The organism is Paenibacillus sp. FSL M7-0420 (genome assembly GCF_038002345.1).
GTDB lineage: Bacteria > Bacillota > Bacilli > Paenibacillales > Paenibacillaceae > Paenibacillus_AQ.
The window spans coordinates 6,347,897-6,374,514 of sequence record NZ_JBBOCJ010000001.1 but is presented as its reverse complement, the minus strand read 5'-3'; the positions used below and the strand labels follow the sequence as shown (position 1 = coordinate 6,374,514).

At 53.3% G+C, this 26,618-nt stretch carries 19 protein-coding genes and 1 other annotated feature; of the genes, 11 read left to right on the top strand and 8 right to left on the bottom strand.

Going from position 1 to position 26,618, the window contains the following annotated elements; translation table 11 throughout:
• Positions 1–13 precede the first annotated feature (13 nt).
• Together MKX51_RS27200 and MKX51_RS27195 are read left to right on the top strand one after the other, a co-directional pair.
• Positions 14–949, top strand: a complete 936-nt coding sequence (locus tag MKX51_RS27200; protein ID WP_340995718.1) for a metal-dependent hydrolase — start codon at positions 14–16, stop codon at positions 947–949.
• A 208-nt stretch (positions 950–1,157) separates the two neighbouring features.
• Positions 1,158–2,984 carry an APC family permease gene (locus tag MKX51_RS27195; protein WP_340994551.1) on the top strand — a complete coding sequence of 609 codons (1,827 nt, stop codon included), beginning with the start codon at positions 1,158–1,160 and terminating at the stop codon, positions 2,982–2,984.
• An 80-nt stretch (positions 2,985–3,064) separates the two neighbouring features.
• Here the strand turns inward: MKX51_RS27195 and MKX51_RS27190 are convergent, their stop codons facing one another.
• On the bottom strand, positions 3,065–5,719 hold the full coding sequence (locus tag MKX51_RS27190; RefSeq protein ID WP_340994550.1) for a cation-translocating P-type ATPase: 2,655 nt from the start codon (positions 5,717–5,719) through the stop codon (positions 3,065–3,067).
• A gap of 555 nt (positions 5,720–6,274) precedes the next feature.
• On the opposite strand from MKX51_RS27190, the gene MKX51_RS27185 reads away from it, so the two are divergent.
• The 4 genes from MKX51_RS27185 to MKX51_RS27170 all read left to right on the top strand — a co-directional run bounded on the left by MKX51_RS27185 (position 6,275) and on the right by MKX51_RS27170 (position 10,229).
• Positions 6,275–7,699, top strand: a complete 1,425-nt coding sequence (locus MKX51_RS27185; RefSeq protein ID WP_340994549.1) for an ABC transporter substrate-binding protein — start codon at positions 6,275–6,277, stop codon at positions 7,697–7,699.
• A gap of 62 nt (positions 7,700–7,761) precedes the next feature.
• Positions 7,762–8,733, top strand: coding sequence for a carbohydrate ABC transporter permease (locus MKX51_RS27180; protein WP_036730473.1), 972 nt, complete (start codon positions 7,762–7,764; stop codon positions 8,731–8,733).
• Between the two features lie 3 nt (positions 8,734–8,736).
• Entirely contained in the window at positions 8,737–9,591 is an 855-nt protein-coding gene (locus tag MKX51_RS27175; RefSeq protein ID WP_340937860.1) for a carbohydrate ABC transporter permease, read from the top strand.
• Between the two features lie 149 nt (positions 9,592–9,740).
• Positions 9,741–10,229, top strand: a complete 489-nt coding sequence (locus MKX51_RS27170) for a cysteine hydrolase family protein (RefSeq protein WP_340937862.1) — start codon at positions 9,741–9,743, stop codon at positions 10,227–10,229.
• Between the two features lie 130 nt (positions 10,230–10,359).
• Here the strand turns inward: MKX51_RS27170 and MKX51_RS27165 are convergent, their stop codons facing one another.
• Positions 10,360–11,409, bottom strand: coding sequence for an LLM class flavin-dependent oxidoreductase (locus MKX51_RS27165; protein ID WP_340995716.1), 1,050 nt, complete (start codon positions 11,407–11,409; stop codon positions 10,360–10,362).
• A 423-nt stretch (positions 11,410–11,832) separates the two neighbouring features.
• Positions 11,833–11,964 carry a hypothetical protein gene (locus MKX51_RS27160; protein ID WP_340994548.1) on the bottom strand — a complete coding sequence of 44 codons (132 nt, stop codon included), beginning with the start codon at positions 11,962–11,964 and terminating at the stop codon, positions 11,833–11,835.
• Positions 11,965–12,238: 274 nt separating this feature from the next.
• Here MKX51_RS27160 and MKX51_RS27155 point away from each other — a divergent pair, with 274 nt between their 5' ends.
• Complete coding sequence (locus MKX51_RS27155; RefSeq protein WP_340937865.1) at positions 12,239–13,528, top strand: arsenic transporter; 1,290 nt, start codon at positions 12,239–12,241, stop codon at positions 13,526–13,528.
• A gap of 236 nt (positions 13,529–13,764) precedes the next feature.
• On the opposite strand, the gene MKX51_RS27150 is transcribed toward MKX51_RS27155, so the two are convergent.
• On the bottom strand, positions 13,765–14,931 hold the full coding sequence (locus tag MKX51_RS27150) for an oxalate decarboxylase family bicupin (protein ID WP_445322038.1): 1,167 nt from the start codon (positions 14,929–14,931) through the stop codon (positions 13,765–13,767).
• Between the two features lie 116 nt (positions 14,932–15,047).
• Between MKX51_RS27150 and MKX51_RS27145 the strand changes: the two genes are divergently transcribed.
• The 3 genes from MKX51_RS27145 (at position 15,048) to MKX51_RS27135 (ending at position 20,658) form a co-directional block, all read left to right on the top strand.
• Positions 15,048–16,616, top strand: a complete 1,569-nt coding sequence (locus tag MKX51_RS27145) for a tetratricopeptide repeat protein (protein ID WP_340994547.1) — start codon at positions 15,048–15,050, stop codon at positions 16,614–16,616.
• Between the two features lie 71 nt (positions 16,617–16,687).
• Positions 16,688–16,951: a binding site (T-box leader), on the top strand.
• A gap of 77 nt (positions 16,952–17,028) precedes the next feature.
• Positions 17,029–18,747 (top strand): glutamine--tRNA ligase/YqeY domain fusion protein, encoded by a 1,719-nt coding sequence (locus MKX51_RS27140; protein ID WP_340994546.1) that lies wholly within the window; start codon positions 17,029–17,031, stop codon positions 18,745–18,747.
• Between the two features lie 615 nt (positions 18,748–19,362).
• Positions 19,363–20,658 carry an Nramp family divalent metal transporter gene (locus MKX51_RS27135; protein ID WP_340995715.1) on the top strand — a complete coding sequence of 432 codons (1,296 nt, stop codon included), beginning with the start codon at positions 19,363–19,365 and terminating at the stop codon, positions 20,656–20,658.
• A gap of 76 nt (positions 20,659–20,734) precedes the next feature.
• Here MKX51_RS27135 and MKX51_RS27130 read toward each other — a convergent pair whose 3' ends face one another.
• The 4 genes from MKX51_RS27130 to MKX51_RS27115 form a co-directional block, all read right to left on the bottom strand.
• Entirely contained in the window at positions 20,735–21,259 is a 525-nt protein-coding gene (locus MKX51_RS27130; protein WP_340937871.1) for a putative immunity protein, read from the bottom strand.
• Positions 21,260–21,435: 176 nt separating this feature from the next.
• Positions 21,436–22,752, bottom strand: coding sequence for an ABC transporter substrate-binding protein (locus MKX51_RS27125; protein ID WP_340937873.1), 1,317 nt, complete (start codon positions 22,750–22,752; stop codon positions 21,436–21,438).
• A 121-nt stretch (positions 22,753–22,873) separates the two neighbouring features.
• Positions 22,874–23,710: a carbohydrate ABC transporter permease gene (locus tag MKX51_RS27120; protein WP_340994545.1), complete on the bottom strand. Its 837-nt coding sequence runs from the start codon at positions 23,708–23,710 to the stop codon at positions 22,874–22,876.
• Positions 23,710–24,600, bottom strand: coding sequence for a carbohydrate ABC transporter permease (locus MKX51_RS27115; protein ID WP_209876702.1), 891 nt, complete (start codon positions 24,598–24,600; stop codon positions 23,710–23,712). Before MKX51_RS27115 ends, MKX51_RS27120 begins: the two co-directional genes overlap by 1 nt.
• A gap of 145 nt (positions 24,601–24,745) precedes the next feature.
• On the opposite strand from MKX51_RS27115, the gene MKX51_RS27110 reads away from it, so the two are divergent.
• Positions 24,746–26,572 carry a sensor histidine kinase gene (locus tag MKX51_RS27110; protein ID WP_340994544.1) on the top strand — a complete coding sequence of 609 codons (1,827 nt, stop codon included), beginning with the start codon at positions 24,746–24,748 and terminating at the stop codon, positions 26,570–26,572.
• Positions 26,573–26,618 lie beyond the last annotated feature (46 nt).

Below are 26,618 nucleotides of genomic sequence, written 5' to 3'. Positions count from 1 at the left end.
ATTAAAGGTGTCTATGATATTGGCTATGCATATTGCTACACATCTGCTTACGGGCAGTTTTATTGTATCGATTGTGCTTATGCGCAAGGCGATTTCTTTTAAGGAAAAAGTGGTTCTGCTCGGACTGACCTCGTTCCTGGGAATTGTGCCGGATCTGTTGGGGAACAGGTATGTATCTCCTTGGTCGCATTCCATTGTAGTTATGGGACTGGTTATGGTTCCGATTGTGTTCCTGTTCAGGCTGCTGCTGAAAAAATATTCGTATACCCAGTTATATCTGTGTCTAGCGGGGAGTGTGCTGGGGCATATTCTGGTGGATTATTTGGGACATGGGGTCCATTTGATCTATCCGCTGTCCAGGGAAGCTTATACGCTGCCCTTGATCTATCTCGGTGATCCTACGGTTTGGATGCCTATGTTAGTGGGGGTTATGAGTTTTGTGCTTCCGGTGTCGTTGGGCAGGAGACGGGTGCTAAGTACGGGCTGTGCTGTGTTTATTGTCCTGTATCTCAGTCTTAAGCTTGCCATGCTAATGCAACTGGAACAAGGGCTTCCACGTAAATTCACGCTCACTCCACAGGCTGCCATACAGGTGTCTCCGCTGGGAGATAATCAGGTGCACAAGCTGAGCGATTTTTGGAAAATGGGGTTTGATGTCATCGACTCTCAGCGAAGGGTGCTTGGGGTGTTGCCTGTCTTGGGCGGAGAGGTCCGTTTAGACTTGAATATGATCTTTGCCGTTAAGAGTGACGTTGTCCGCAGCAAGACGGGAAAAGACGGGCTGGAGCAAGTATACCGGAAGCTCCCTGCCGGGGATGAGGCTTCATTTGAAGTGCTGGAGGAGATCAGCGAAGGGCCTGCGGTTGAGATTGTTGCACAGGACAAGGAAGGGAAGCCCAGCCGCTTCATCTATAAGGATGGAGAGTGGCGGGAAGAACCGAAGGAATAGACTATTGCAAAGTAGGGGGAACACGTGGAAGGATAATCTTAATGCAATCTTAATGTCTTTGCGTAATCCTTAACGCTATATTAATGCCGGACATGATATGTTGAAGGTCACAGAATAGTCTTCTGTGGTCTTTTTGTTGTGTTCGAGAACAGGGGCAGATGGGGTACAACCAAGATTCCTACAAATAACAAGCGAGTGGTGAAACCGAGTGATTTCATTTTTAAAACGATTTTTAATTGGCAGGCCCTTAAAGTCCAGTGAATTGGGAGAGCAAAAGTTAAATAAAAAGAAAGCGCTGGCTATCCTGTCTTCAGATGCGCTGTCATCCGTGGCCTACGGGCCGGAGCAGATTCTGATTGTTCTGGTTACGATTGGGGCAGCCGCCTTCTGGTATTCGATCCCGATTGCGCTGGGTGTGTTGATCCTGCTGACCGCGCTCATTCTGTCCTACCGGCAGATTATTTTTGCTTATTCCCACGGCGGGGGCGCCTATGTGGTGTCCAAGGAGAACCTGGGTAAGTATCCGGGGTTAATAGCCGGCGGTTCGCTGCTGGTTGACTATATTTTAACGGTGGCTGTAAGTATATCGGCCGGTACGGATGCCATCACCTCAGCGTTTCCAAGCCTGCATGAGCATAAAGTGGTGATTGCCATTGGGTTTGTGCTTCTGATCACGATTTTGAACTTAAGAGGGGTCACAGAATCTGCCTCCGTCCTCGCTTATCCGGTCTATTTATTCGTCCTGGCCTTATTCATCCTGATTGGTACAGGTCTGTACAACATCTTGTCAGGTAACGTTCCGGCAGAACTGCATACCTCACTGGGTACTCCGGTAGCGGGGATCAGCCTATTTCTGTTATTGCGCGCATTTTCTTCCGGGAGCTCTGCGTTAACGGGGGTTGAAGCGATCTCCAATGCCATACCGAATTTCAAAAGCCCGGAAGCGTCCAACGCCTCCAAAACCTTAATCGCCATGGGAGCGTTACTGGCTGTGATGTTCTCAGGCATTGTGGTGTTAGCCTATTATTACGGGATCGCTCCCCGCGCTGACGTTACTGTTGTCTCGCAAATTGCCGAGCAAACCTTTGGCCGGAATGCCATGTACTATTTTATCCAGGGAGCGACTGCATTAATCCTGATCCTGGCTGCTAATACGGGCTATTCCGCCTTTCCATTGCTGGCTGTGAACCTTGCCAAGGATAAATTCATTCCGCGAATGTTCACCATGCGGGGGGACCGGCTGGGTTACTCTAACGGTATTATTATATTGGGTGTTTTGTCCATGATTCTGATATATGTCTTTGAGGGGAAAACGGAGCAGCTGATTCCTTTATATGCCGTAGGTGTATTCATTCCCTTTACGTTGTCGCAGAGCGGAATGATGGTGAAATGGCTCCGGGAAAAGCCTGCAGGCTGGGTGCAAAAGTTCATCATCAACACGGTTGGTGCTCTAATCAGCTTCGTTGTGACGATGATGTTCTTCATGACCAAGTTTACTCAGGTATGGCCGGTATTTGTCTTTCTGCCGATTCTGCTCCTGGTGTTCCACCGGATTCATAAGCATTATGAGGCCATTGCGGACCAGCTTAGAATTTCGACCTGTGAGGAAACGATCAAGATTGAAGGCAATGTGATTATCGTGCCGGTCGCCGGAATCACTCATGTCGTGATGAACTCCCTGGAATATGCCAAGTCGCTGTCTCCGCAGCAGATAATAGCCGTCTACGTGCCCTTCGAGCGGGAAGATGAAGCGGTGTTCGAGGAGAAGTGGCGAAAGTGGCAGCCTGACGTAAGGTTAGTAACCTTATATACTCCTTATAGAAGCATCGTACAGCCATTGACCAAGTTTATTGATAAAGTGAATTGGAAGGCTGCAGAGTTGAACCATAGGGTAACGGTCATTATTCCACAGTTCATTCCGAAGAAAGGCTGGCATAATATCCTTCATAATCAATCGAGCCTGCTGATACGCGCCCGTCTGCTGTTCCGCAGCGATGTGATTGTCACTACCGTGCCTTATCATTTGAAGAAGTGATTGAGTATAAAAAGCCTGCACCCCCATGCCGGGAGTGCAGGCTTCTTGCTGTTATTAAGGTTCGTTAACTTAGCCATAGCTTAAGCAGCCTGCTTCGCAGGCAGCAGACGGCGGACCAGCTTCGCCAGCTCCATCACAATGACTGCGCCTAGGGCCAGTCCGGTGGCGGTCAGCCAGTGGTTCATCCCGAAGGTGGCAGGGATCGAGAAGATCTCTCTGACACCTGGCAGGACCGCAATGCCATAGAAGGCGAAGCAGATCATGACTGCGCCGATTACATATTTGTTGCTGAAGAAGCCGGCCTCCACAGAGGTCTGGCTGTTGGAGCGGGCAGTGAAGGTCTGCAGGGTGCGCGCCAGAATCAGTGTGGTGAAGGCCATCGCAATCCCCATTTCATCCGAATGCTGCAGCCCGATATACTGGGAGATAATTACGGCAATCCCGATCAGCAGACCACGGGTGATCACTGCCTGCATCATCCCGCCTGCGAAAATGCCCTCGCTGATGTCCCGCGGCTTGCGGCTCATTACATCCGGCTCGGCCTTTTCCATGCCCAGGGCAATCGCCGGGAGGGAGTCGTTCGCCAGGTTAATGAACAACAGCTGAATGGCCGTGAACGGATTGATCCAGTCGAAGATCAGGGCGAACAGGATGGCGATAATCGCACCCAGATTGCCGGCGAACAGATAGGCGATCGCCTTCTTAATGTTATCGAACACTGTCCGGCCAACAGCCACTGCATTGACAATCGATACGAAGTTATCATCGGTTAGGATCATAGCCGCCGAATCCTTGGCGACATCGGTTCCGCTGCCCATGGCAACCCCGATATCAGCCTGCTTCAGTGCCGGAGCGTCATTGACGCCGTCACCGGTCATGGCGGTGATTTTGCCCTTACGCTGCCAGGCCCGGACGATCCGGATCTTATTCTCCGGGGAGACGCGCGCATACACGCCGATCTGCTCCAGTCTGCTGTCCAGCTCTTCGTCGGACATGGCATCCAGCTCCTGGCCGGTGACGGCGATCTCATGCTCCGCCATCAGTCCGATGTCGCGGCCGATCGCCTGGGCCGTAGTCTTGTGGTCCCCGGTAATCATAATTGTGCGGATACCGGCTTTGTTGGACTCGGCAATGGAGCCATATACAGCCTCGCGCGGCGGGTCAATCATCGCCGACAGGCCGACCAGCACCAGGTCCTGCTCATCGTCAAGCCCCACCTCAGTCACTGTGTCCGGCACGTTCTTATAGGCATAAGCAAGCACGCGCAGCGCTCTGCCGGAGAACTGTTCATTCGCTTCATTGAAGTTTTCCAGGACCTCCGCCGTCAGCGGAACCTCCTTGCCCTCCAGCAGGACATGGGAACATCTGCTGAACAGGACATCCGGGCCGCCTTTGGTCAGCAGGGCCTTCTGTCCTTCGAACGTATGCAGCGTGGTCATTAGCTTGCGTTCCGAATCGAACGGCAGCTCGGCCTCGCGCGGGAAGTTATCGCGGATCTCCCGGTAATCCCTGTCCTTGCTGTTGCTGAAGGCAATCAGCGCTACCTCGGTCGGGTCGCCCAGCTCCTTGCCTTCTTCATTAATATTGGAATCGTTACAGAGCACGGCAATATGCAGCAGCTTGCGGGCTTCCTCCGACCAGTCATCGGCCTTCAGCTTGAACTGCTCCTCCGGTCCTCCGGGGAGGAAATAATCCACAACCGTCATTTTATTCTGGGTCAGCGTCCCGGTCTTGTCCGTACAGATGACACTCGTTGATCCCAGTGCCTCTACAGCAGGCAGCTTACGGATAATAGCATGCTGCCGGGCCATCTTGTTCGTGCCCACGGAGAGTACAATGGTTACGATAGAAGACAATGCCTCGGGAATAGCGGCAACGGCTACTGCTACAGCGAACATCAGGGCATTCAGAATAGCCTCGGTGGTATCCACCGTATCCTTCGAGAGCCAGACGCGTGCGGCCTGAATGGAGAAGATCAGCACAGACAGCAACAGGACGGCGATCCCCAGCTTTTTGCCGAAGCTCTCCAGCTTGCGCTGCAAGGGCGTCTGCTTGGCTTCGGCACTCTCGATCAGCCCGGCAATCTTCCCGAGCTCGGTGCCGAGTGCCGTTCCTGTAATGACCAGCGTTCCCCGGCCATAGACGACCAGCGAGCCGCTGAAGGCCATATTGCGCCGGTCGCCCAGCGGAACCTCCTGCGGGATCGGGTCAGTGTGCTTCTCTACGGCTTCGGATTCGCCGGTCAGCATGCCCTCATCGATCCGCAGACTCCCGGATTCAATAATCCGTCCATCCGCAGGCACATAATCGCCAGCTTCCAGGAAGACGATGTCGCCCCGGACCAGTTCCCTTGCCGGAATCGACAGTAAAGCCCCGTCCCGCATGACCTTGGCTTCGGGTGCGGACATTTTGCGCAGGGCGTCCAGTGAGCTCTCTGCTTTCCGGGTCTGAACCACACTGATTACAGCATTCAGAATCAGCACCACGAAGATGATGACGGATTCCATAATATGTCCCATTACGATCTGAACGGTTGCCGCGATGAGCAGCACAATGACCATAGGATCTTTGAAATTCTCCAGAAACAGCTTCCAGAGCGGGTCTTTCGCTTTGCCCTTCAACTCATTGTAGCCTTCCTTGGCCAGCCGATCCTCTACTTCAGCAGACGTAAGCCCGCTTGCGGAACTGTTGACTTCTTCCAGGGTGTCTGAACTATTGCGGCGGTAATACTCCATCAGGTACAAGCTCCTCTCCCGTTTGTTATTCTTTAGTCTGTATGGTCCAAATTTACGTTATATAGCACGACAAGTTTCATTATTCTCAGCTCGGGCGGCTAATTACTTATACCCCAATAGGCCATAGTTAGATAGAATGAATTCAGATAATTATTCGTTAGGTGAAAAATATTTCGTAAAGGCAGAGTTCTGCTTGAATCGGCAACGAAGAGAACTATTTCCTTCCGCTGATTTTCATTATTCTGAATGGATGGATCCTCGCGGTCAACTTATACCCATCTATCATTGCCAGGAATGAGGCATACTATTTCAGTGACGGCTTGCTTCTGGCAAGAGTCATTAAGAGTAGAGAGATCCATCACGATTGATTCTTCTCCTGCGTGTTAAGGCGCTTTGGCATATAGCCCTGGCGTCTTTTTTGTACTTTTTAGAGCAAAACCCATAAATAGTGGTATTTTTCCCAATGAGGGGTTCCTTATGCCGGAGAGGGACAAGCACTATAATATGAAGGCGGTTACAAAAAACCGAGGATGAATATAAAAGGGGAGGCAAAGTATGAAAAGTATGAAGCGTGTTTTAACGGGGCTCTCAACAGTACTCGTGATGTCATCTGCTCTGGCAGGATGCGGCGGCGGGAATTCGGATTCCAGCTCATCCGGCGGAGCCGCGACAACGGCTCCGGCCGCATCGAATGCTGCAGAGGCTACCAAAGCTCCGGAAGCAGGTAGCGGTGAGAAGGTAACGATCAATCTGTGGAGCTTCACCGACGAAATTCCGAACATGACCAAGAAGTATATGGAAGCGCATCCTGATGCGAATGTGGAATTCAAAACTACGGTAATTGCAACTACAGACGGTGCCTATCAGCCTGCACTTGACCAGGCGCTGGCAGGCGGCGGGAAGGATGCCCCGGATATTTACGCAGCGGAATCCGCGTTTGTACTTAAATACACGCAAGGCGATGCATCCACCTATGCTGCAAATTATGCAGACCTCGGACTTGATGATCAAATGGTAAAAGATGCTGGCATCGCCCAGTATTCTGTAGATATCGGCAGCAGCCTTGACGGTCATCTGAAAGGCCTCGGTTACCAGGCTACAGGCGGTGCCTTCATCTATCGCCGCTCCATTGCCAAGGACGTCTTCGGAACCGATGATCCGGCTAAGATCAAAACAGAGGTTGGGCCCGGCTGGGATAAATTCTTCGATGCAGCGAAGAAGCTGAAGGCTAAAGGCTATGGTATCGTATCCGGCGACGGCGATATCTGGCACCCGATCGAGAATAGCTCAGACAAGGGCTGGATCGTGGACGGCAAGCTGCACATCGATCCGAAGCGTGAAGAATTCATGGATCTCTCCAAGAAGCTGAAAGACAACGGCTATCATAACGATACAACAGACTGGACAGAAGCATGGTATGCCGATATGTCCGGTGCAGGCGCTCAACCGATCTTCGGATTCTTCGGTCCGGCTTGGCTCATCAACTACGTGATGAACGGTCAGGTGAAGGATACCAACGGCGACTGGGCTGTGACTGAACCGACCACAGGCTTCTTCTGGGGCGGTACTTGGCTCTTGGCTAATGCCGAAGTAACCAAAGATGAAGCGAAGAAACAAGCCGTTGCAGACTTCGTTAAATGGGTTACACTCGACAGTTCCGAGACGGGCCTCCAGTATTACTGGGCTAACGGTACGATGAAAGCAGGCGAACAAGGCACGAAGGATAGCGTAGCTTCCTCTGTGGTGATGTCCAAGTCCAATGGTGAAGTTCCATTGCTCGGCGGACAGAACATGTTCGACGTCTTCGTTCCGGCCAACGCGAATGCTTCAGGTAAGAACCTGACCCAATTCGATGAAACGATTAACAAAGCCTGGCGCGAACAGGTACGTGAGTACACTGCAGGCAATAAGACCAAGGAAAAAGCAATCGAAACCTTCAAGTCGCAAGTCAAAGACCAGCTGGGTATTGAAAGCGAATAAGAGGAATTCGAAGGGGGCGGGGGATTATCCCCGCCCCTATAATCAACTAATGAGGTGAGAGCATGCGCCGCAAGGATGTCAGCTATGCGAAATTCGGCTATATCTTTACTTTTCCATTTGTACTTGCCTTTCTGATTTTTTCGCTGTACCCGATTCTGTATACAGCAGTCATCGGGTTCACGGATATGAAGGGGCTCATTCCGAAGCCTATACATATCCTTGATAACCCGTTCCAGAACTTCAAGGATCTCCTGTTCGATAATGTTTCATTCCGCAAGTCCCTGATCAATACCTTCCTCCTGTGGATTACCAACTTTATTCCGCAGATGGCCCTTGCGCTCTTGCTGACCGCCTGGTTCACGAACAAGCGTCTGAACGTCAAAGGACAAGGCTTGTTCAAGGTTCTGCTCTATATGCCGAATATCATCACTGCAAGTACGATTGCCGTGCTGTTCAGTACCTTGTTCGCCTATCCTATGGGTCCGGTCAACAGCCTGTTTCAGATGCTGGGCTGGAGTGATTCTCCAATCTTCTTCCTGCAGGATAAGACGACAGCCCGCGGCATAATCGCCTTCATCCAGTTCTGGATGTGGTACGGGAACACGATGATCGTCCTGATTGCAGGCGTAATGGGGATTAACCCGGCGCTGTTCGAGTCGGCGGCGATTGACGGCGCGAACGGGTTCCAGACCTTCTTCCGGATCACCCTGCCGAGTCTGCGTACCATCCTGCTGTTCACCCTGATTACCTCGATGGTCGGCGGTCTGACCATGTTCGATATTCCGCAATTATTCCTGGCGGGCGGACCGGATGACTCTACGCTTACTACGTCCATGTTCATCTACGGGCAGGCGTTCAAGGGCAGCTACATGTATAACCGTGCTGCAGCCGCGAGTATGATCATGTTCCTGATTTCTGCTGTACTGTCCGGCCTCCTGTTCTACGTGATGCGTGACCGGGACGCAGCCAAGTTGAAGAAGATCCAAAAACAAACACACAGAAATGCTGCCCAGGCAGCGGCTAGGGAGGTGTAATCCATGGAGAAGAATCGGGAAAGCAGTAAAGTCACCCAAACTGTAAACAAGACGATTATCTACGTGGTTTGCATCGCTTTGGCAGTACTCAGCATTTTGCCGTTCTGGATTATGTTCGTGAACGCTACACGCTCTACACCGGAGATTCAGAGCGGACTCTCCTTGCTCCCTTCGAGCCACATGATGGGCAATCTGAAGGTGCTGCTCGACAAGAGCTTTGATCCACTGCAAGGCTTCATGAACTCCTTCATTATTGCCAGCGGTGCAACGCTCTGTACCGTCTACTTCTCCTCACTGGCTGCTTACGGACTGGTAACCTACAGCTGGAAGCTGCGGGGCGCGTTCTTCACCTTCATTATGTGCGTGATGATGATTCCTTCCCAAGCCAGTGCGATCGGCTTCTATCAATTCATGTATAAGCTGCACTGGACCAACAACTTCCTTCCGCTGATCTTGCCTGCCATTGCAGCGCCTGCGGTGGTGTTCTTCATGCGTCAATACCTGCTCGCTACACTATCCATTGAGATCGTGGAAGCTGCTCGTGTTGACGGATCTGGTGAATTCAAAACCTTCAACCGGATTATTATGCCGCTGATGATGCCGGCCATTGCGACACAAGCCATTTTTGCTTTTGTAGCCAACTGGAACAACTTGTTCATGCCGTTAATTCTCCTTACTCAGAAGGAGAAATATACGATGCCTATCATGGTTAGCTTATTGCGCGGGGACATCTACAAGACGGAATTCGGCTCTATCTATATGGGGCTGGCGCTGACCGCATTGCCGCTGTTCATAGTCTACTTCCTGCTGTCCCGTTATATTATCGCAGGTGTAGCACTGGGCGGAGTCAAAGAATAACCGGATCAGGATAGCTGTGAAGACAAACCATACTGCAGAGAAGGTCCATTCCGGTGGATCATTCTACTGCAGTTTTTTGTATGCGGTTGGTTGAATGAACAGCCGTCATCGGGTAATGTTGAAGGATAAGCGGATAGGGGGAAGCAGGAGTGAAAATCGGATTGTTAATTATTGATCTGCAAGAGGTCCATGTCAGCGGGGTAGAGCAGAAAGAGATTGACCGCGCCTGCGAGTATATCAATTATGTCTCCGGGATGCTGCGGGCCAAGGGCCATGCCGTGATTCATATTCAGGACATTGAAGGGATGCAGCCCTCTGAGGAAGCGAAATTCGCGATCATCCCCGGAATTGAGATTCAGGAGACGGATTTCAACGTGAAGAAGGAATACTCGAATGCCTTTTGGAAGACGGATCTGGAAAAGCTTGTGCGGGAGCAAGGTATCGATCTGCTGATTCTCTCCGGCTATGCCGCCGAGCATTGCGTTCTGTTCACCTATAACGGGGCTGCCGAAAGGGGAATCAAGGCGGTGCTGCTGCAAAATGGGATTCTAAGCTCTCATAAGGATGTAATCACGGCGGCGTACAGGGACCGGAATCTGATTTCGTATCCTGTGATTCAAGCGTTGGTTCAATCTTAGCTGGCTGAGAAGGAACGCCGGACGATACGAAGATAAGGTAAGAAGCTTCAGATGACGTCACAAAAAAACACCTCCGGCTCCGAATGGGCCTTGAGGTGTTTTCGGTATGCTTTGCTGTGCTTGCGTGCAGTTATTTGCCCTCGAGCCGGGCCAATTCCTTATGCACAATAGGCGCAACCTTGGTGCCTAGCAGCTCAATGGCACGCAGGACCTCGCGGTGCGGCATGTATCCGACATTCACATGCAGGAAGAACCGGGTCACGCCGAGATTCTTGCGCAGCAGAATGATCTTCTCGGCGACATACTCTGCGTCACCGACATAGAGTGCTCCGCGTAAGCTGCGGGCATCGTCGAAGGCTGCGCGGTTGTAGGTTCCGCCCCAGCCCCGTTCGCGGCCGATGACATTCATCTGGGCCTGGGTGGACGGGTAGAACAAGGCCGCAGCCTGTTCGTTAGTTTCACCTACAAAGCCGTGGGAGTGTGTGGCGATCTGCAGTTTGTCCGGATTATGCCCGGCGCGTGCTGCGGCTTCCTTGTACAAGTTCACCAGCGGAGCAAACCGCTCTGGCATTCCGCCGATGATGGCGAAAGCGATGGGCAAGCCCAGCGTTCCGGCCCGCACGGCAGATTCAGGATTACCGCCGCTGGCGATCCAGACCGGAAGCGGGTCCTGAACGGCACGGGGATAGACCGGCAGATTGTGAATCGCCGGACGATGTCCGCCGCGCCAAGTGACCTTCTCGGAGGCGCGAATCGCCAGCAGCAGTTCCAGATTCTCCTCGAACAATTCATCGTAATCTTCCAGACTGTAACCGAACAGCGGGAAGGACTCAGTGAAGGAACCGCGTCCGGCCATAATCTCTGCCCGTCCGTTCGAGAGGCCGTCCAGCGTAGCGAAAGCTTGGTATACCCGCACCGGGTCATCCGAAGACAAGACGCTGACCGCACTAGTCAGTCTGATCCGCTTGGTTGTCGCTGCCGCTGCGGCGAGGACTACAGCCGGGGCACTCCCTGCATAATCCTTACGGTGATGCTCGCCTATTCCATATACGTCCAGGCCCACTTGGTCAGCGAGCACAATCTCCTCGACAGCTTCCCGCAGCCGTTCTGCATGGCTGATCGTCTGCCCCGTCACCGGGTCAGGTGTAGTCTCCAAAAACGTGCTTATTCCTATTTCCATAATATTCTTCTCATCGGCCATGTTCATCCGCCCCTTTCTTCATGTCATCATTCTACTATACTTTTTAATGTTTCTCAACTTTAGTAAGTGAAATGGGCGAATTTTGTTTTTTTATTATTGTATACAGAAGACTCCGTGATTAGCAGGGCAACAATTGTAATCGAAAAACCGATTACAATTGGAGCGGGGGCGGCGGGTAGGAGAAATGTAATCGAAAAACCGATTACAATTGGACCGGGTGCGGCGGGTAGGAGAAATGTAATCGAAAAACCGATTACAGTTGGAGCGGATGCGGCTCGTAGGTCGAATGTAATCAAAAAACCGATTACAATTGGACTGGTGTGAGGGTGCGGTCCACACTTGTCCTCACGCCAAAGAGACCGGGTTGCCCCGGCCTCTTTGGCGGCCTGCTGTCTTCAGGATTCAGGATTTATCCTTCTTGACGGCAAGCTGTACAATCATAATAACAAGAACGAGCAGTGCGATGAGCTGGTCTGTACTCATGGTAGTCCGAACCTCCAATCCCGTAACAAGGATGGCTCTTCCGGACCGCATCTCCTCTCCAAGAAGCTGCTTCGTTCCCCATAATCCAGCCTATGTATTCATACATACACTTAGTACTTAAGCATATAAATATTATTGCAGCAGACGGCTGTCGGGTGGGGTGGCGATGGCTCTGAACAGGCTTGCGTAACGCAGGTGAACCTTCCAGCAATTTTTATCTTGTACTTCACATGAGGCTGCTTTAGTATATATAAATTGGCTTATATTTATATCTACTGTAAGGAGTGCATCGGGGAATGCTGCAGATCAAATGGGGGGCTGCATTATGGTTGTGATAGCCTGCCTGATTTTTGTTGTGACTTTGGTTTTTGTGATCTGGCAGCCGCGGAATTTATCGATTGGCTGGTCCGCCTGCGGCGGGGCGATTCTCGCGCTTGCGGCAGGGGTGGTCAGCTTCGGCGATGTCCGTGATGTGACGCTGATTGTATGGAATGCAACGCTTGCATTCGTAGCGATTATTCTAATTTCCTTAATTCTCGATCGTGTCGGCTTCTTCGAGTGGGCGGCGCTGCATATGGCGGCGGCGGCACGCGGCAACGGCACGCTGATGTTCATCTATGTAATTGTACTGGGTGCAGTCGTGGCGATGCTGTTCGCCAATGACGGGGCAGCGCTGATTCTGACGCCGATTGTGCTGGCGATGGTCCGGGCGCTGAATCTGGATGAGCGCAAAGTCTTTCCTTTTATTATTGCCAGCGGCTTCATTGCCGATACCACCTCGCTTCCGCTGACCGTCAGCAATCTGGTGAATATCGTCTCCGCCGATTTCTTCGGCATTACCTTCATGCAGTATGCAGGACATATGTGGCTGCCTACCCTGTTCTCGCTTGGAGCAAGCATTCTGGTCTTATATCTGTATTTCCGCCGCAGTATTCCGAAGGAGTATGACACCGCCGGAATGAAGCTTCCGGGGGATGCCATTAAGGACCAGCGGATGTTCCGGCTATCCTGGTTCGTACTTGCGCTTCTGGTAGCCGGATATTTCGTCAGTGAATTCCTGGACATTCCGGTATCCGTGGTAGCGGGAGTGATCGCAATCTGTTTCCTGCTGATGGCCCGCAGAAGTCCTTACGTGAAGACGATGGAAGTAGTCAAGGGGGCGCCTTGGGCGATTGTTTTCTTCTCCATTGGCATGTACGTAGTGGTGTATGGCCTGCGTAATGCGGGACTGACGGATGTGCTCGCAGAGATGATCAGCGGAATTGCGAAGCACGGGCTGTTCGCAGCCACGATGGGGATGGGCTTCCTGGCCGCGCTGCTCTCCTCGGTGATGAATAATCTGCCGACCGTGCTGATCGGGGCGCTGGCCATTGATACCGCACATGCCGCTGGTCTGGTGAAGGAGGCTCTGATCTACGCCAATGTTATCGGTTCGGATCTGGGCCCGAAGATTACACCGATTGGTTCACTGGCCACCCTGCTGTGGCTGCATGTGCTGTCCGGTAAGGGTGTGAAGATCTCCTGGGGCACCTATTTCAAAATAGGGATGATCCTGACGGTTCCCACACTGTTCATCACGTTGCTGGGTCTATATTTGGAGCTGAAGTGGCTCTAATCTAAGCGGATCAGGCGTTTTGCAGTGACCGGTGAATAGCTAAGCACTGTGAGAATTGTGTAATTTACTGGAAAAATGGTATAAGAAAAAGCGGTGCAGACGGTGAGTCTGGCCGCTTTTTGTTGTTGGCGTGTCCCGGGGCAATTGGAGCTGCGAAAAATGTAACAACGCCTACCCTTTCTGCTTCCCATGCTCCTGTTCCTTTCCCGGCGGCTGCTCCTGCTGATCCGGATACTTCACCACAACACAGGCCATTTCACCTTGCGCAGGGCGTTCATCAGCTCCGGCCCGGCATGCAGATTGCTGCTGACCAGCTCCCTCGGCGTGAGCGCCATCCACTGGTTGAGGGAGACATCGGCGAACCGGTCGCTCTTGAACATTTCCAGGAACCAGAGAGTATCGGTACCGGTATTCTGAACATAATGCCCCTGGGCAAAAGGTACATAGCCGACATCCCCGGCTCTTACATTGAAGGTGCGCGCATCGCCGTCCCCGCCGAAGACGGTCATCCGTCCTTGTCCGCTGAGATAATACTGCCACTCGTCATTGTTCGGATGCCAATGCAGCTCCCGCATCGCCCCGGGCTCAATCTCTACCAGGGCTGCGGCGATATTCCGGGAGACGGGGAAATTGCTGGAGTCGACAATCCGCACACTGCCACCCGGGGTCTTGAGCGGCGGCTGGGCCATCAGCCGATGCTTGAAGCTCAGCGGAATCTCCCCGTAAGGCGATTCGATCCGCTGGCTCTGGATCGGGCCGGGCACCTGGTCCTGATAGATGTATACCTGCTTGTTAGGAAGATAGGCGAATGCGGACTCAGGTACGCCGAAATTCGCGGATAGGACTTCGCGCGGCGTATGGGCGAACCAGTCGGAGATGGACAGGGTGTTCAGATCTGAGAAGCCTCCGTCGTCGAACACAAGCAGGAATTCACACCCCTCAGCCAGACCTTGAATGGAGTGCGGGATACCCGGGGGAAAATACCACAGATCGCCGGGACCGACATCGGCAATGAAGTTGCGGCCATTCTGGTCCACGGCTGTAATCCTTGCGCTGCCCAGCAGCATGTAGGACCATTCTGCCTGCTGGTGCCAGTGCAGCTCACGTACGCCGCCCGGCGTCAGGCTCATATTCACCCCCGCAAGCGTAGTGGCCACCGGAAGCTCCCTGACCGTCACCTCACGGGACCAGCCGCCATGATTCAGCTGCATGTGAGCGTCGGAGAACGAGAACTTCAGATTCGGGATTAGCCCGTTGTCCGTGACCGGAGGAACGAACATATCGGGATTCTCCCGGTCGCGCATGATGTCACGTGGACCCAGGTCGATATTGCCTGCACCGTCACTGCGTATGGGCTGGGGAATGACGGACTGGCCTGGAGAACGGGGATGCTCAGGATTCATCGCATAGGCTCCTTTCTTGAACGCACAGCATTTCAAGAAAATATATGCGCAAATGTGATAATATTTGACTACCGGACAAAGATCCGTACGATAATCAGAGAGCAGGGTTAGAACCAATGACATTAAGTGGACAAGAACGTTACCGCTTCAGCGAAGCGCCTATATGGGAATTGCAGCGCACCTATTATGAACAGCTGGGTCTTCAGGCTTGGGCCAATGACCAGGTTCCGCAGTATATTACAAGCAATCCGATGATTGGAACAGCATATGCGGAGATCATCTTCGGCTTTCTTCAGGACCGTGCGCAGAAGGGATTCACTACAGAGCCGGTAGTGGTGCTGGAGCTGGGTGCGGGAGTGGGGCGTCTGGCGTTCCATGTGCTGCAGCAGTTGTGTGAGCTGATCCAGTATGCGGGCGTGCTGCTGCCGCCGTTCCGTTACGTGATGAGCGATTTGCCCTGGAAGAACATTGAGGGCTGGCAGCAGCATGAGGGACTGAAGCCTTTTGTAGAGCAGGGAATGCTTGACTTTGCCCGCTTCGATGCGGTCCGGGATACGGAGCTGAGCTTAACGCAGAGCGGATTGGTGATTAAGCCCGGGGAGCTGGGGCAGCCGCTGATGGTAATCGCCAACTACTTCTTCGACAGTATCCCGCAGGAGCTGCTCTATATGGATGAAGGCAAGATTTATGAATGTGAGGTCTCGCTGAAATATCCTGAGCAGTCCGCTGCCATGGGGCCGTCCGAGGTGCTCCGTGATCTGGTGCCGGAATACCATTACAAGCGTGCAGCGGGCTATGAGGACCCCTCGTATCCTTATCATGAAGTGATCTCGTTCTATCTGGACAAGCTGGAGGATTCACATGTGCTGTTCCCGGAGGCAGCCCTGTCCTGTATGGAGCGTCTGGGTGCACTCTCCCGGGGAAGCTTCCTGCTGCTCACTGCCGATAAGGGAGACCACCGGCTGGAGAACTGGGAGTTCGCCGAGCCGCCGAAGCTGATTCACCACGGAAGCATCTCGCTTACGGCGAATTATCATGCGCTGGTGCATTATTTTGAGCGGAAGGGCGCACAATCCCAGTTCACGCAGCATCATTATAAGAATCTCAATGTGGGCTGCATTATGATGCTGGAGGAGCCGATGCTGCATCCGCATACCCGGCTGGCCTACCGGCGGTTTGTCGAGCGGTTCGGGCCGGATGATTTCTTCAGCCTGAAGGTGTGGATCGACAAGAATTACGACACCATCGGCATGCAGCAGATCCTGGCCTTCTGGCGGCTGGGGGGCTATGACGCGGAGCTGTTCATTCAGAGTGCCGAGCGGATCTCTGCGCTGCTGCCGGATGCCAGCGACGAGGAGCTGCTGGACCTTCAGCGGGGGATCGACCGGATGTGGCGGGGCTTCTACCTGATGCCGCAAAAGTATGATCTGGCGCTGGACTGCGGCCTGCTGCTGTTCGAGATGGAGCAGTACGGGGAATCCCGCCGCTTCCTGGAGCATTCGCTGGCCTCCAGTGAGGAGGAGCCGGTAATTACCGTGCTGTACTGCCTGGCGATTTGCAGCTACGAGCAGGAGGATGATGCGGCGGCGCTGGATTATACGCGCAGATCCCTGCTGATCGAGCCGGAGCATGAGGAAGCACTGGAGCTGCTGGCTGCACTGAGCCAGCCCCCGGCAGAGGCTTAGGCTGCTGCTCCCGGCAGTCCGGTGCAGCCCTTTACACCCGTTGTGAGTTTTGTTATTCTGTATCCAATAACGCAAACGCGATGACGAGAAGAGTACATTCAGGTTCTTCCCTCACAGAGAGCTCCGGCTGGTGTGAAGGAGCAGGGAAGACTGGATGGAAACAAGCCTCTGAGCGGCTTACCGGAACCAGGCAGCAGCCGGGGATGGTACGACAGGAGCTCCTGTTACAGAGCTAGAGTATAAGCCTTGCCGGACGGCAGCGCCGTACTTGATGAGATTAATATGGTGACATATTAATGAACCTGGGGTGGTACCGCGAGAATTTCGTCCCCAAGACTTACGGTCTTGGAGGTGAGGTTCTTTTTTTGTTGTGCGGAAGGCGGCGTACCACCCATGAACAGGAGGAAAGCGAATGACTGACGATATTGTTAATACGAATGACCCGGCCATGCCGGAGAATTATATGGATAAGCTGATTAGAGAAGATGTGGAGGCGGGAGTCTTCAGCCGGGACATTTGCACCCGGTTTCCGCCGGAGCCCAATGGCTATCTGCATATCGGGAGTGCTTTTGCCATCCACACGAATGTGGGAATCGCCCGTAAATATGGCGGACGCTTCCACCTGCGCTTCGATGATACTAACCCGCTCAAAGAGGATATGGAATATGTGAAGGCGATCATCCATGATCTGGAATGGCTGGGCTGCAGTCCCGGGGAGCACATCTACTACGGCTCTGATTACTCGGAGGAGATCTACCGCAGGGCAGAGACGCTCATTCTGAAGGGGAAAGCCTATGTCTGTGATCTGACGGCAGCGGAGGTAACGGCTTACCGGGGGACCTTAACCGAGCCGGGGAAGGACAGTCCTTACCGCAGCCGAACGCCGGAGGAGAATCTGCGGCTGTTCCGGGAGATGCGTGCGGGGAGCTATCCGAATGGCGCTAAAGTGCTGCGGGCCAAGATCGACATGGCCTCGCCGAACATGAATTTGCGTGATCCGGTGCTGTACCGGATCATTCACGCAGTGCATTACCGCACCGGCAATGCCTGGTGCATCTACCCGATGTATGATTTCGCCCATCCGATTCAGGATGCGCTGGAAGGGGTGACGCATTCGCTCTGCTCGATCGAGTTCAAGGATCACCGGCCGCTGTACGAATGGGTGCTGAACGAGCTGGGCACCCCGGAACCGCCGAGACAGAGGGAATTCGGCCGGGTGAACCTGACCGGAGTGGTTACAAGCAAGCGGCATCTCCGGGCACTGGTAGCCGGAGGCTTCGTGGACGGCTGGGATGATCCGCGGCTGCCCACGCTTAGCGGGCTGCGCAGACGGGGATTTACGCCGGGGAGCATCAGGGATTTCGTAGAGGAGATTGGGATGGTGCGCAATACGGCAATGGTAGACTTTTCGCTGCTGGAGCATTGTCTGAGGCAGGATATTAAGGCCAAGGTGCCGGCTGTCATGGCTGTGCTGGACCCGCTGAAGGTCGTGCTTACTAACTATGCAGCCGGAGCCTCAGAGCTGCTTCCCGTCAACAACAACCCGGAGAACCCAGAGCTGGGTTCAAGAGAGGTGCCGTTCTCCGGCACACTCTATATCGAGCGGGCCGATTTCATGGAGGTGCCCGTGAAGGGCTTCCGCAGACTAGTCCTAGGCGGTGAGGTGAGGCTTAAGGGCGGTTATATTATCCGCTGCAGCGAGGTGATTAAGGACGCTCAGACGGGGGAGGTTCTGGAGCTGCGCTGCACCTACGACCCGGATACCCGCAGCGGCGGCCCTCTAAGCGGCCGGAAGGTGAAGGGGACTGTGCAATGGGTCTCGGCTGCTCATGCGCTGAAGAGTGACGTATACCTGTATGAGCAGCTGCTGACGGATAACAACGGGCCGAAGGAGGAAGGCGAGAGCTGGGAGGAATACATCAATCCGAATTCGATAACTCTGCTTAAGGATTGCCTGCTGGAGCCGCTTGCGGGTAACCCTCAGCCCGGGGACACCTACCAGTTCCTGCGTCACGGCTATTTCTGCATTGACAGCAGGCTTAGCACAGCTCAGAAGCTGGTGTTCAATAGAATCGTTCCGCTCAAGGACACCTGGAAGGGCAACGCAGGACACGTAAGCAGCAGCGAATAAGTTAGTGGGTGAATCTAGAATCTGGCGGGTTGTGCGGGCTATGCCAGGCTAACTTCTTAAAAAGTTTAGAATGTTACACAAGCAGCGGTGCTCCTGTTACTGGAGGATCGCTGATTTGCGTATGCGTCTGCCAGGCTAATGGTCGACAAGTAGGAGAAAAATCCGGTTGGGAGTAAAGCGTTGGCTGCACTTTGTACATTAGATTTCATTATAATCGACCAAAAAGCAGCTTCTATTGTAGTTTATACAGCAGATTATTGGGAAAATGGCCTTTTAAAACAAAAAACCGAAAATCAAATGTATGAAATACAACAGAGTGAGTTTTATCGCAAATTATTGTGTAATCTACTGCACAAAGTACAATCACCCCCGGCAAGAGGAGTCAACTTGATAATGGAAGCGGGTAATAACATAAGGGTATGAGCCTCACTTTATCGCGTGACTTTACATAATATGGGTGGAGGATTAGGAGTGCAGGCATTACATGAAAACCCAATGAAAATACATTTACATTTCTCATTTTGAGGATTATAATAAAACCAGATCAAATGTTGCACCAGGGAAACTTTCGTGTGTATAGACAACTTTTTCCGGGCAAGAGGAGGACAGAACATGATGGAGCAAAATACCGCAGTAGAATCATCCCCTATACTAAAAGGTCATACCAACAAACATTCGGCGCAATCGGTGCTTAACGGAGATGTCAAGGGACTGAAGAGGCTTCTTCCTTTTCTGGGCCCGGCTTTTATAGCTTCCGTAGCTTATCTGGACCCCGGCAATTTCGCCACCAATATAACCGCAGGCTCGAAATACGGGTATCTGCTGCTCTGGGTCATCTTCGCCTCGAATCTGATGGCCGTACTGATTCAATCGTTATCCGCCAAGCTTGGCATTGCGACTGGCAAGAATCTGCCGGAGGTCGCGCGGGAGAAATTCCCGAAGGGCGTGTCGATTTTCCTCTGGATTCAGAGTGAAATCGTCATTATCGCCACCGATCTCGCTGAATTCATCGGCGCGGCGCTCGGACTCTATCTGTTGTTCGGGATACCGATGCTCCCGGCTGCACTGATTACCGCTGTAGGGTCATTCGCCATTCTGGAGCTTCAGCGGCGCGGGTACCGTACCCTGGAGGCCGGAATCGCGGGAATGGTGATGATCGTGGTGCTGGCTTTTGCATTCCAGGTCATTATGGCGAAGCCTGATGCGGGCAGCGTGGTTGCCGGCATGTTCACTCCAAGATTCGAGGGTGTGGACAGCATCCTGCTGGCTGCCGGGATTCTCGGCGCAACGGTGATGCCCCATGCGATCTATCTGCATTCTTCGTTGACCCAGAGCCGGATCGTCGGGATTGATGAGCGGGAGAAGAAGCAGATCTTCCGGCTGGAATTCATCGATATCCTTATCGCGATGCTAATTGCCGGTGCGGTCAATATGGCGATGGTCATTGTGGCGGCCGCGCTGTTCTTCAAGAACGGCCTGGTGGTCGAGGACCTGGATGTCGCTTTCGAGCAGTTCCGCAATCTGGCAGGACCCGTTACGGCGGTCTCCTTCGGCCTGGGCCTGCTGATCGCAGGGCTGTCCAGCTCGTCGGTGGGTACGATGGCCGGTGATGTGGTCATGCAGGGCTTCATTAATAAAAAAATCAATCTCTACCTCCGCCGGGCGATCACCATTATCCCGCCGCTCGTCATCATTGCCTTGGGCGTTAACGCAACCAGCGCACTGGTAATGAGCCAGGTCGTCCTGTCCTTCGGGATTGCCTTCGCCCTGATTCCGCTCGTCATCTTCACCAGTGACCGCCGGATCATGCAGGGGCTGGTGAACCACCGGATCACCACCATTCTCGGCTGGATGATCTCCGCCCTGGTGGTCGCGCTGAATCTGTTCCTGGTAGTGGAGATGTTTGTGTAACACGCTATAACAGATTATCCAGGAGGTCGTCCTTTAGCCATAAAATGGCTTGAGAGGAGGGCCTTTTGTTTTGATTTCAGCCTAAAAGCTCTGTTAACTTTAATTGTCGTTCCCGTTCCTTAGTAGAAGCATCTATAGAGTTATTCGTTAAAGAATTCGTTGTCTTTATTGCGTAGTCACTGCTAACTAAAGCATGTCCCCTCATATGTCCTGTTGCAATGGCTTGGGCGAAGGAACGCGCAGCATGTTTGCTAATCTCTGTTTTGGATTCTTTCGCCAAGTCATTCACTACAAATCCAACCTTTCGTAAATCGAAGGCTCGAATCCTTCCGTCTATTCGTTTTTGTAATGTCTCAATCCCCAGAAGTATTCGCGGGTCCTCCTTTAAAGAGTCATCAAGATAATCTAAGTACGGAGTAGCTACTCGCAAAGCCCATTCCGCAAGTAACTTTTGCGGCATTTTTTCAAGAGCTTCTTCAATTCGATTCCGCAAATTGCTGTTATCTATGATTTTTATTTTAGGGCTGCTATGTTTAAATTCGATTTGTGCTTCTTTTAATATCTGCTCATGCGTATTCCATGCATAGTCTTCTAATTTCACTGAAAACTCTCCTATCCTTTTGAACAGAGGGGTATGGGGATATAACAAATTTTACATCCAAAATTTATAAGGATGCAAACTGCCCTTGGATGTCAGCCGCATACCCCAAAAAGGAGTGCCACAGTACCGTTTGCCGGCTGCTGAGGACACCCCTAGTCTAAAAAAAGGCTTCCATCCTATTGCTTCACAATATCCTGCACAGCCTTATCCAGCTTCTCCAATAGCTGATCGTGGTTCAACTGTCCGCCGAGGTACTCCTGCATGGCTGCGCCGAAGCCCTGGGTGACGCCGTCAGGGAACATATCCCAGTTCCAGCCCAGCGCGCTCGCAGACTTCTCTTGCACGGCAACGGCGACCTGGCCGATATCAGCGGCATCTGCGGTGATATTTGCTTCCGCCGGGATGAACTTGAATTCCTTGGTCAGATACTTCTGGCCGGTTTCCGAGCTGACCATCCAGTTCAGGAAGGCCTTGGCTTCCTCCGGATGTGCGGATTTGCTGTTCACGATATAGTTGTTAGGCACGCCTACCAGGATGGTGCCTTCTTCGTTATTGATCGGGAGCGGGAGGAGGCCCAGGTTCAGAGCCGGATCGATTTTGTCGATATCGCCTTGCGTCCAGTTCCCCTGCAGCATCATGGCGGCCTTGCCGGAGGCGAATTCAGCCACCTGGGTCGCGTAATCGGTAGTCATCTTGTTATCCTGGGCGTTACCTATGATCACATCGACCAGATCCAGCCATTGCTTGAAGACGGCATTGCCCTTGATGGTCTGTTTGCCTGCCTTCACATCGTCAATGAACTGCTTCGGATCAGGCTGGTGCGCCATGCCCACGTTAACAAGGTGAATCCCCATGGACCACCACTCATTGGTCGCTTCAAACGGCGTGATGCCGGCGGTCTTCAGCTTGGCTACGGCATCCTTGAGCTGCGGGAGTGTCTTGGGCTCTTCCGTTATGCCGGCTTTGGCGAACAGATCCTTGTTGTAGATCAGCCCGTAGCCTTCTACATTCATAGGCATGCCATAGAGCTTGCCGTCTACGGTTGCCGGTGTCTTGGCAGTTGGGATCAGCTGGGCGGCCCAAGGCTCATTGCTCAGGTCAGTGGCGCGGTCCATATAAGGAACAAGGGCTGTATACCCGCCGTTATTGAAAATCTCAGGCTCAGAGCCGGAGGCAATCTCAGCTTTCAGCAGCGCGCCGTAATCCTCACCGCCGCCATGCGTTTCGACTTCCACCTTCACCCCCGTCTCCTTCTCATATTCTTCAGCGAGTGCATTCAGCTGCTCGGCAATCTCCACCTTGAACTGGAACATCTTGATGGTAACATCCTTGGCAGGCGCTTTGCCGGCTTCCGGTGCTGCCGATTCGGTTGACGCGTTAGGAGCATTCGTAGCGCTTCCATTGCCTGCGGAATTCGTATTGCCGCTGTTCCCGCAACCTGCGATAATGAGGGTGCAAACGGTTGCCATGATGAACGCGAACTTTCTTTTCATAGAATAACCTCCCTGGTCTGTGGTTCCTGCTCTTAGAGCGTAAAGGAATGGATAGATGACTTACACTTCATATGTTGCTCGAAAAAGTGGATATTATTGCGGAGGGAAGCCTGCCCTAAGATCATCCCTTAATGGAGCCTGCCGTCACGCCTTCCACAATATAACGCTGGAGTGACAGGAAGAACAAGAGAATAGGCGTGATCGCCATGACGAGACCCGCAAGGGCCAGATCCCACTTCTTGGTGTACTGACCGAAGAACTTGGTCACAGCTACGGGCAGGGTCGTCAGATCCTTATTCCCGCCGATCACCAGGACAGGCAGCAGATAGTCATTCCAGATCCACAGCGTATTCAGGATAATGACGGTTACAATAATCGGCAGCAGCAGCGGGAAGACGATCCGGAAGAATACGCCGTACGGATTCGAGCCGTCCACCCGCGCGGCTTCCTCCAGCTCCAGCGGCACCGTCTTGATGAACCCGTGGAACAGGAAGACCGACAGCGGCATCCCGAAGCCTAGATAACAGGCCACAATGCCGTACAGCTCGCCGCGCAGCTCCAGCAGGCTGGTCACCCGGACCAATTGCAGCATGAGCGACTGGAACGGAATGATCATCGCCGAGACCAGCAGCAGGAACACGAAGGCATTGAAGCGCGTCGGCTTGCGCACAATCTGATAAGCGGCCATCGAGCTGAACAGGACGATGAAGATTACACTGAGAATCGTAATTTGCAGAGAATTGAAGAAGGCCTGCGGGAAGTTAATGGCATCCCATACCTTGGAATAGTTACTCCAGTAGAACACCTGCGGCCAGGAAGCGGCATCGATCAGGATGTCCTTCAGCCCCTTAACCGAATTGCTCAGGACCAGATAGAACGGTGACAGGAAGACAATAGCCAGCAGAATGGCGGCAATTTCGAGGACGAAGTTGCCCGGGCGGTAGCGGCTGCTGTTCATTAGGCGGACACCTCTTTTCGTTTGGTAAGCCAGACCTGGGTGACGGTGATCAGGGAGACGGCGGCGAAGAAGAGCAGCGCTTTGGCTGTACCGAGGCCATACCGGTTGTTGATCAGTGCCTCCGCATAAATGTTATAGGCCAGCGACTGGGTCGAGGTGCCGGGTCCGCCTTTGGTCAGCGACAGGTTGAGGTCGAACATTTTGAACGCATTGGAGGTCGTCAGGAACAAGCAGATGGTGATCGCCGGCATAATCAGCGGGATGTAGACGCTCTTGAACAGCTGTGGAGCGCGGGCACCGTCTATGCGGGCCGCTTCAATGAGATCCTTCGGAATCCCGGCCAGCCCGGCAATATAGATGACCATCATATAACCAGCCGTCTGCCAGACGAACACAATGACCAGCCCCCAGAACCCGGTGCTTGGCGTGCCCAGCCAGGGCAGCTGGAAGAACGAAATCCCGGTCAGCTCGCCGATCGTAGCGAAGCCCTTGGTGAAGATGAATTGCCAGATGTAGCCGAGCAGAATGCCGCCGATCACATTGGGCATGAAAAAGACCGTACGGAGCAGCTTCTTCGTCTTCAGCGTCGTCATTAGAATGAAGGCCAGCAGCAGTGCAAGCACGTTGGCAGCCACAACCGAGATCACGGTGAAGCGCAGGGTGAACACCAGGGACTCCCAGAACTTATCGTCATTCATGAAAATCCGTTTCCAGTTGGCCGCGCCGGTCCAGACCGCTTTGTCCAGATCCAGCCCGTTCCAGTCCGTGGAGGAATAGTAGAAGCCGAGGAAGAACGGGGTGACCACAATGGTCAGGAAAAAGAGCAGACAGGGGCCGAGAAATACGATTTGCTGTCCCCAGCCGCGCTGCATACGCAGAGTTTTTCTCATATGGATTCTCCTTAGGGTAAGATAACTACGGGTTCACAGCTTGATTATAGAAAGCCCGGTGCACCGCTAACACTTCATTTCATGCCGGGAAAAGTGGATTATATTGCAGGCCATACGGCTTACACAACTTGTAGGAGGTTCCCCCATGTTCAAGAACAGCATCCGGACGCGGCTGATGGCCTTAGTGCTGCTAGCGTCAGTGATCCCGTCAGGCATCTCTGTGACCTTCTCTTATCTCTATACGAGGCAGTCGGTTACGGACCAGTCCGTGAAGCAGAATACGAAGCTGCTGACGCTGGGGGAGGCGAATCTCCGGAGTTATTTCAGCGGCATGAACCAGCAAGCGATGTCGCTCTACAGCGGAATCAATGTGCCCAGCTCCTTCTACACCACCCTGCTTACCGCCAAAAGCGCTGCCCAGGCCCCGCCGGGCACGATTCTGCCGGACACCCGGGCCATCATCTCCACCCAGCTGTACAATCTGTTTCTCTCCGACCGCAATACGTATCAGATTCATCTGTACGTGAGGGCCGCCAGGCAGTCTAACCTCCTGCTTAAGGGATACTTCCGCCGCGAGGATAACGGAGACTACGCCGCGAACGGCCATGCCGCAGGGACGTACCGCCCTTATCTCGAAGTGACGCATATGGATCATCAATACGGGGTGAAGTCCGGCTTCCCGAATCTTAAGCCGGGGAGTGTGCCGGTCTTTACCGCCCATTTTCCGATCTACCGGACCCCCAGTGACAGCGTACTGGCGGATCTGTCGATTGATTACAGGCTGGAGGAGCTGAAGGGCATCGTGGAATCGATGTACAATTCGGACACAGAACGCCTGTATGTGCTGAATGAGCAAGGCGAGGCGCTGTTCGCCTCTGGCCCGGGCTGGATCGGGAAGCCGGTCACAGCGGGCTGGAGCCGTCTGCCCGCAGAGCAGGACAGCGGGCATTTCGCCTGGAAAAAGGACGGCTTCCAGGGGATTGTAATGTACAAGCAGATCAAGGACCCTTTGTTCAGCGGAAGCATTATCAAGCTGGTGCCCTATGAGGATCTCTACACAGATGCAAGGGTAATTACCCGGTTCAATATGGGCATCGGACTGCTGTTCCTGCTGATCGGGGGCATCAGTGCCGTGCTGATCTCCATCGGCTTCACCCGTCCGATCAAGAAGCTGATTCACTTCACCCAGAAGGTGCAGACCGGCCAGCTGGATGCGCATATGGAAGCTGAGCGGGAGGACGAGTTCGGGCTCCTCACCCGCAAGATCACTGGCATGACCCGTACGATCAATGAACTGATCGTTAAGGAGTACCGGCTGGAGCTGGCGAACAAGACGAATCAGCTGAAGGCGCTCCAGGCCCAGGTGAACCCGCATTTTCTCTACAATGCGCTGCAATCCATCGCCAGCCTGTCCTTGCGCTATAATGCGCCGAAGGTGTATGATCTCATCTATTCCCTGGGCAGCATGATGCGTTATTCGATGAATACCGAGCGTACCCGGGTACCGCTGCGGGATGAGATTGAGCATGTGCAGAACTATATGATTCTGCAGACGGAGCGGTTCGGCGAAGAGAATCTGCGGCTGGAGGTGGAAGCGGGACCGGAGGCTCTGGAGCTGATCCTGCCGAAGATGATCCTGCAGCCGATTGTGGAGAATATCTTCAAGCATGCCTTCGCTGACGGCATAAGCGGGGGGCTGATCCGGATCGAGTGCAGGCTGGAAGGGGCGGCCAGGCTGGTGCTTGCCGTGAAGGATAACGGCCGGGGCATGAGCCCGGAGCGGCTGGAGGAGATTACGGCCTGCCTCAGAGGCAGCAGCCAGCAAGGCCAGGAGGAGATCGGCCTGTACAATGTGCTGGCCCGCCTGCGGCTCCAGTACGGCAGCGCAGCGGAGATGCAGCTTAAGAATAATGAAGACGGCCAGGGGCTTACCGTTACGCTGATTATTCCGCTGGAGGAGATCGGCGGTTAATTCCGGCGGCTTTTGCGAATAGAGACTATTTCTTGAAGGAGCGGCT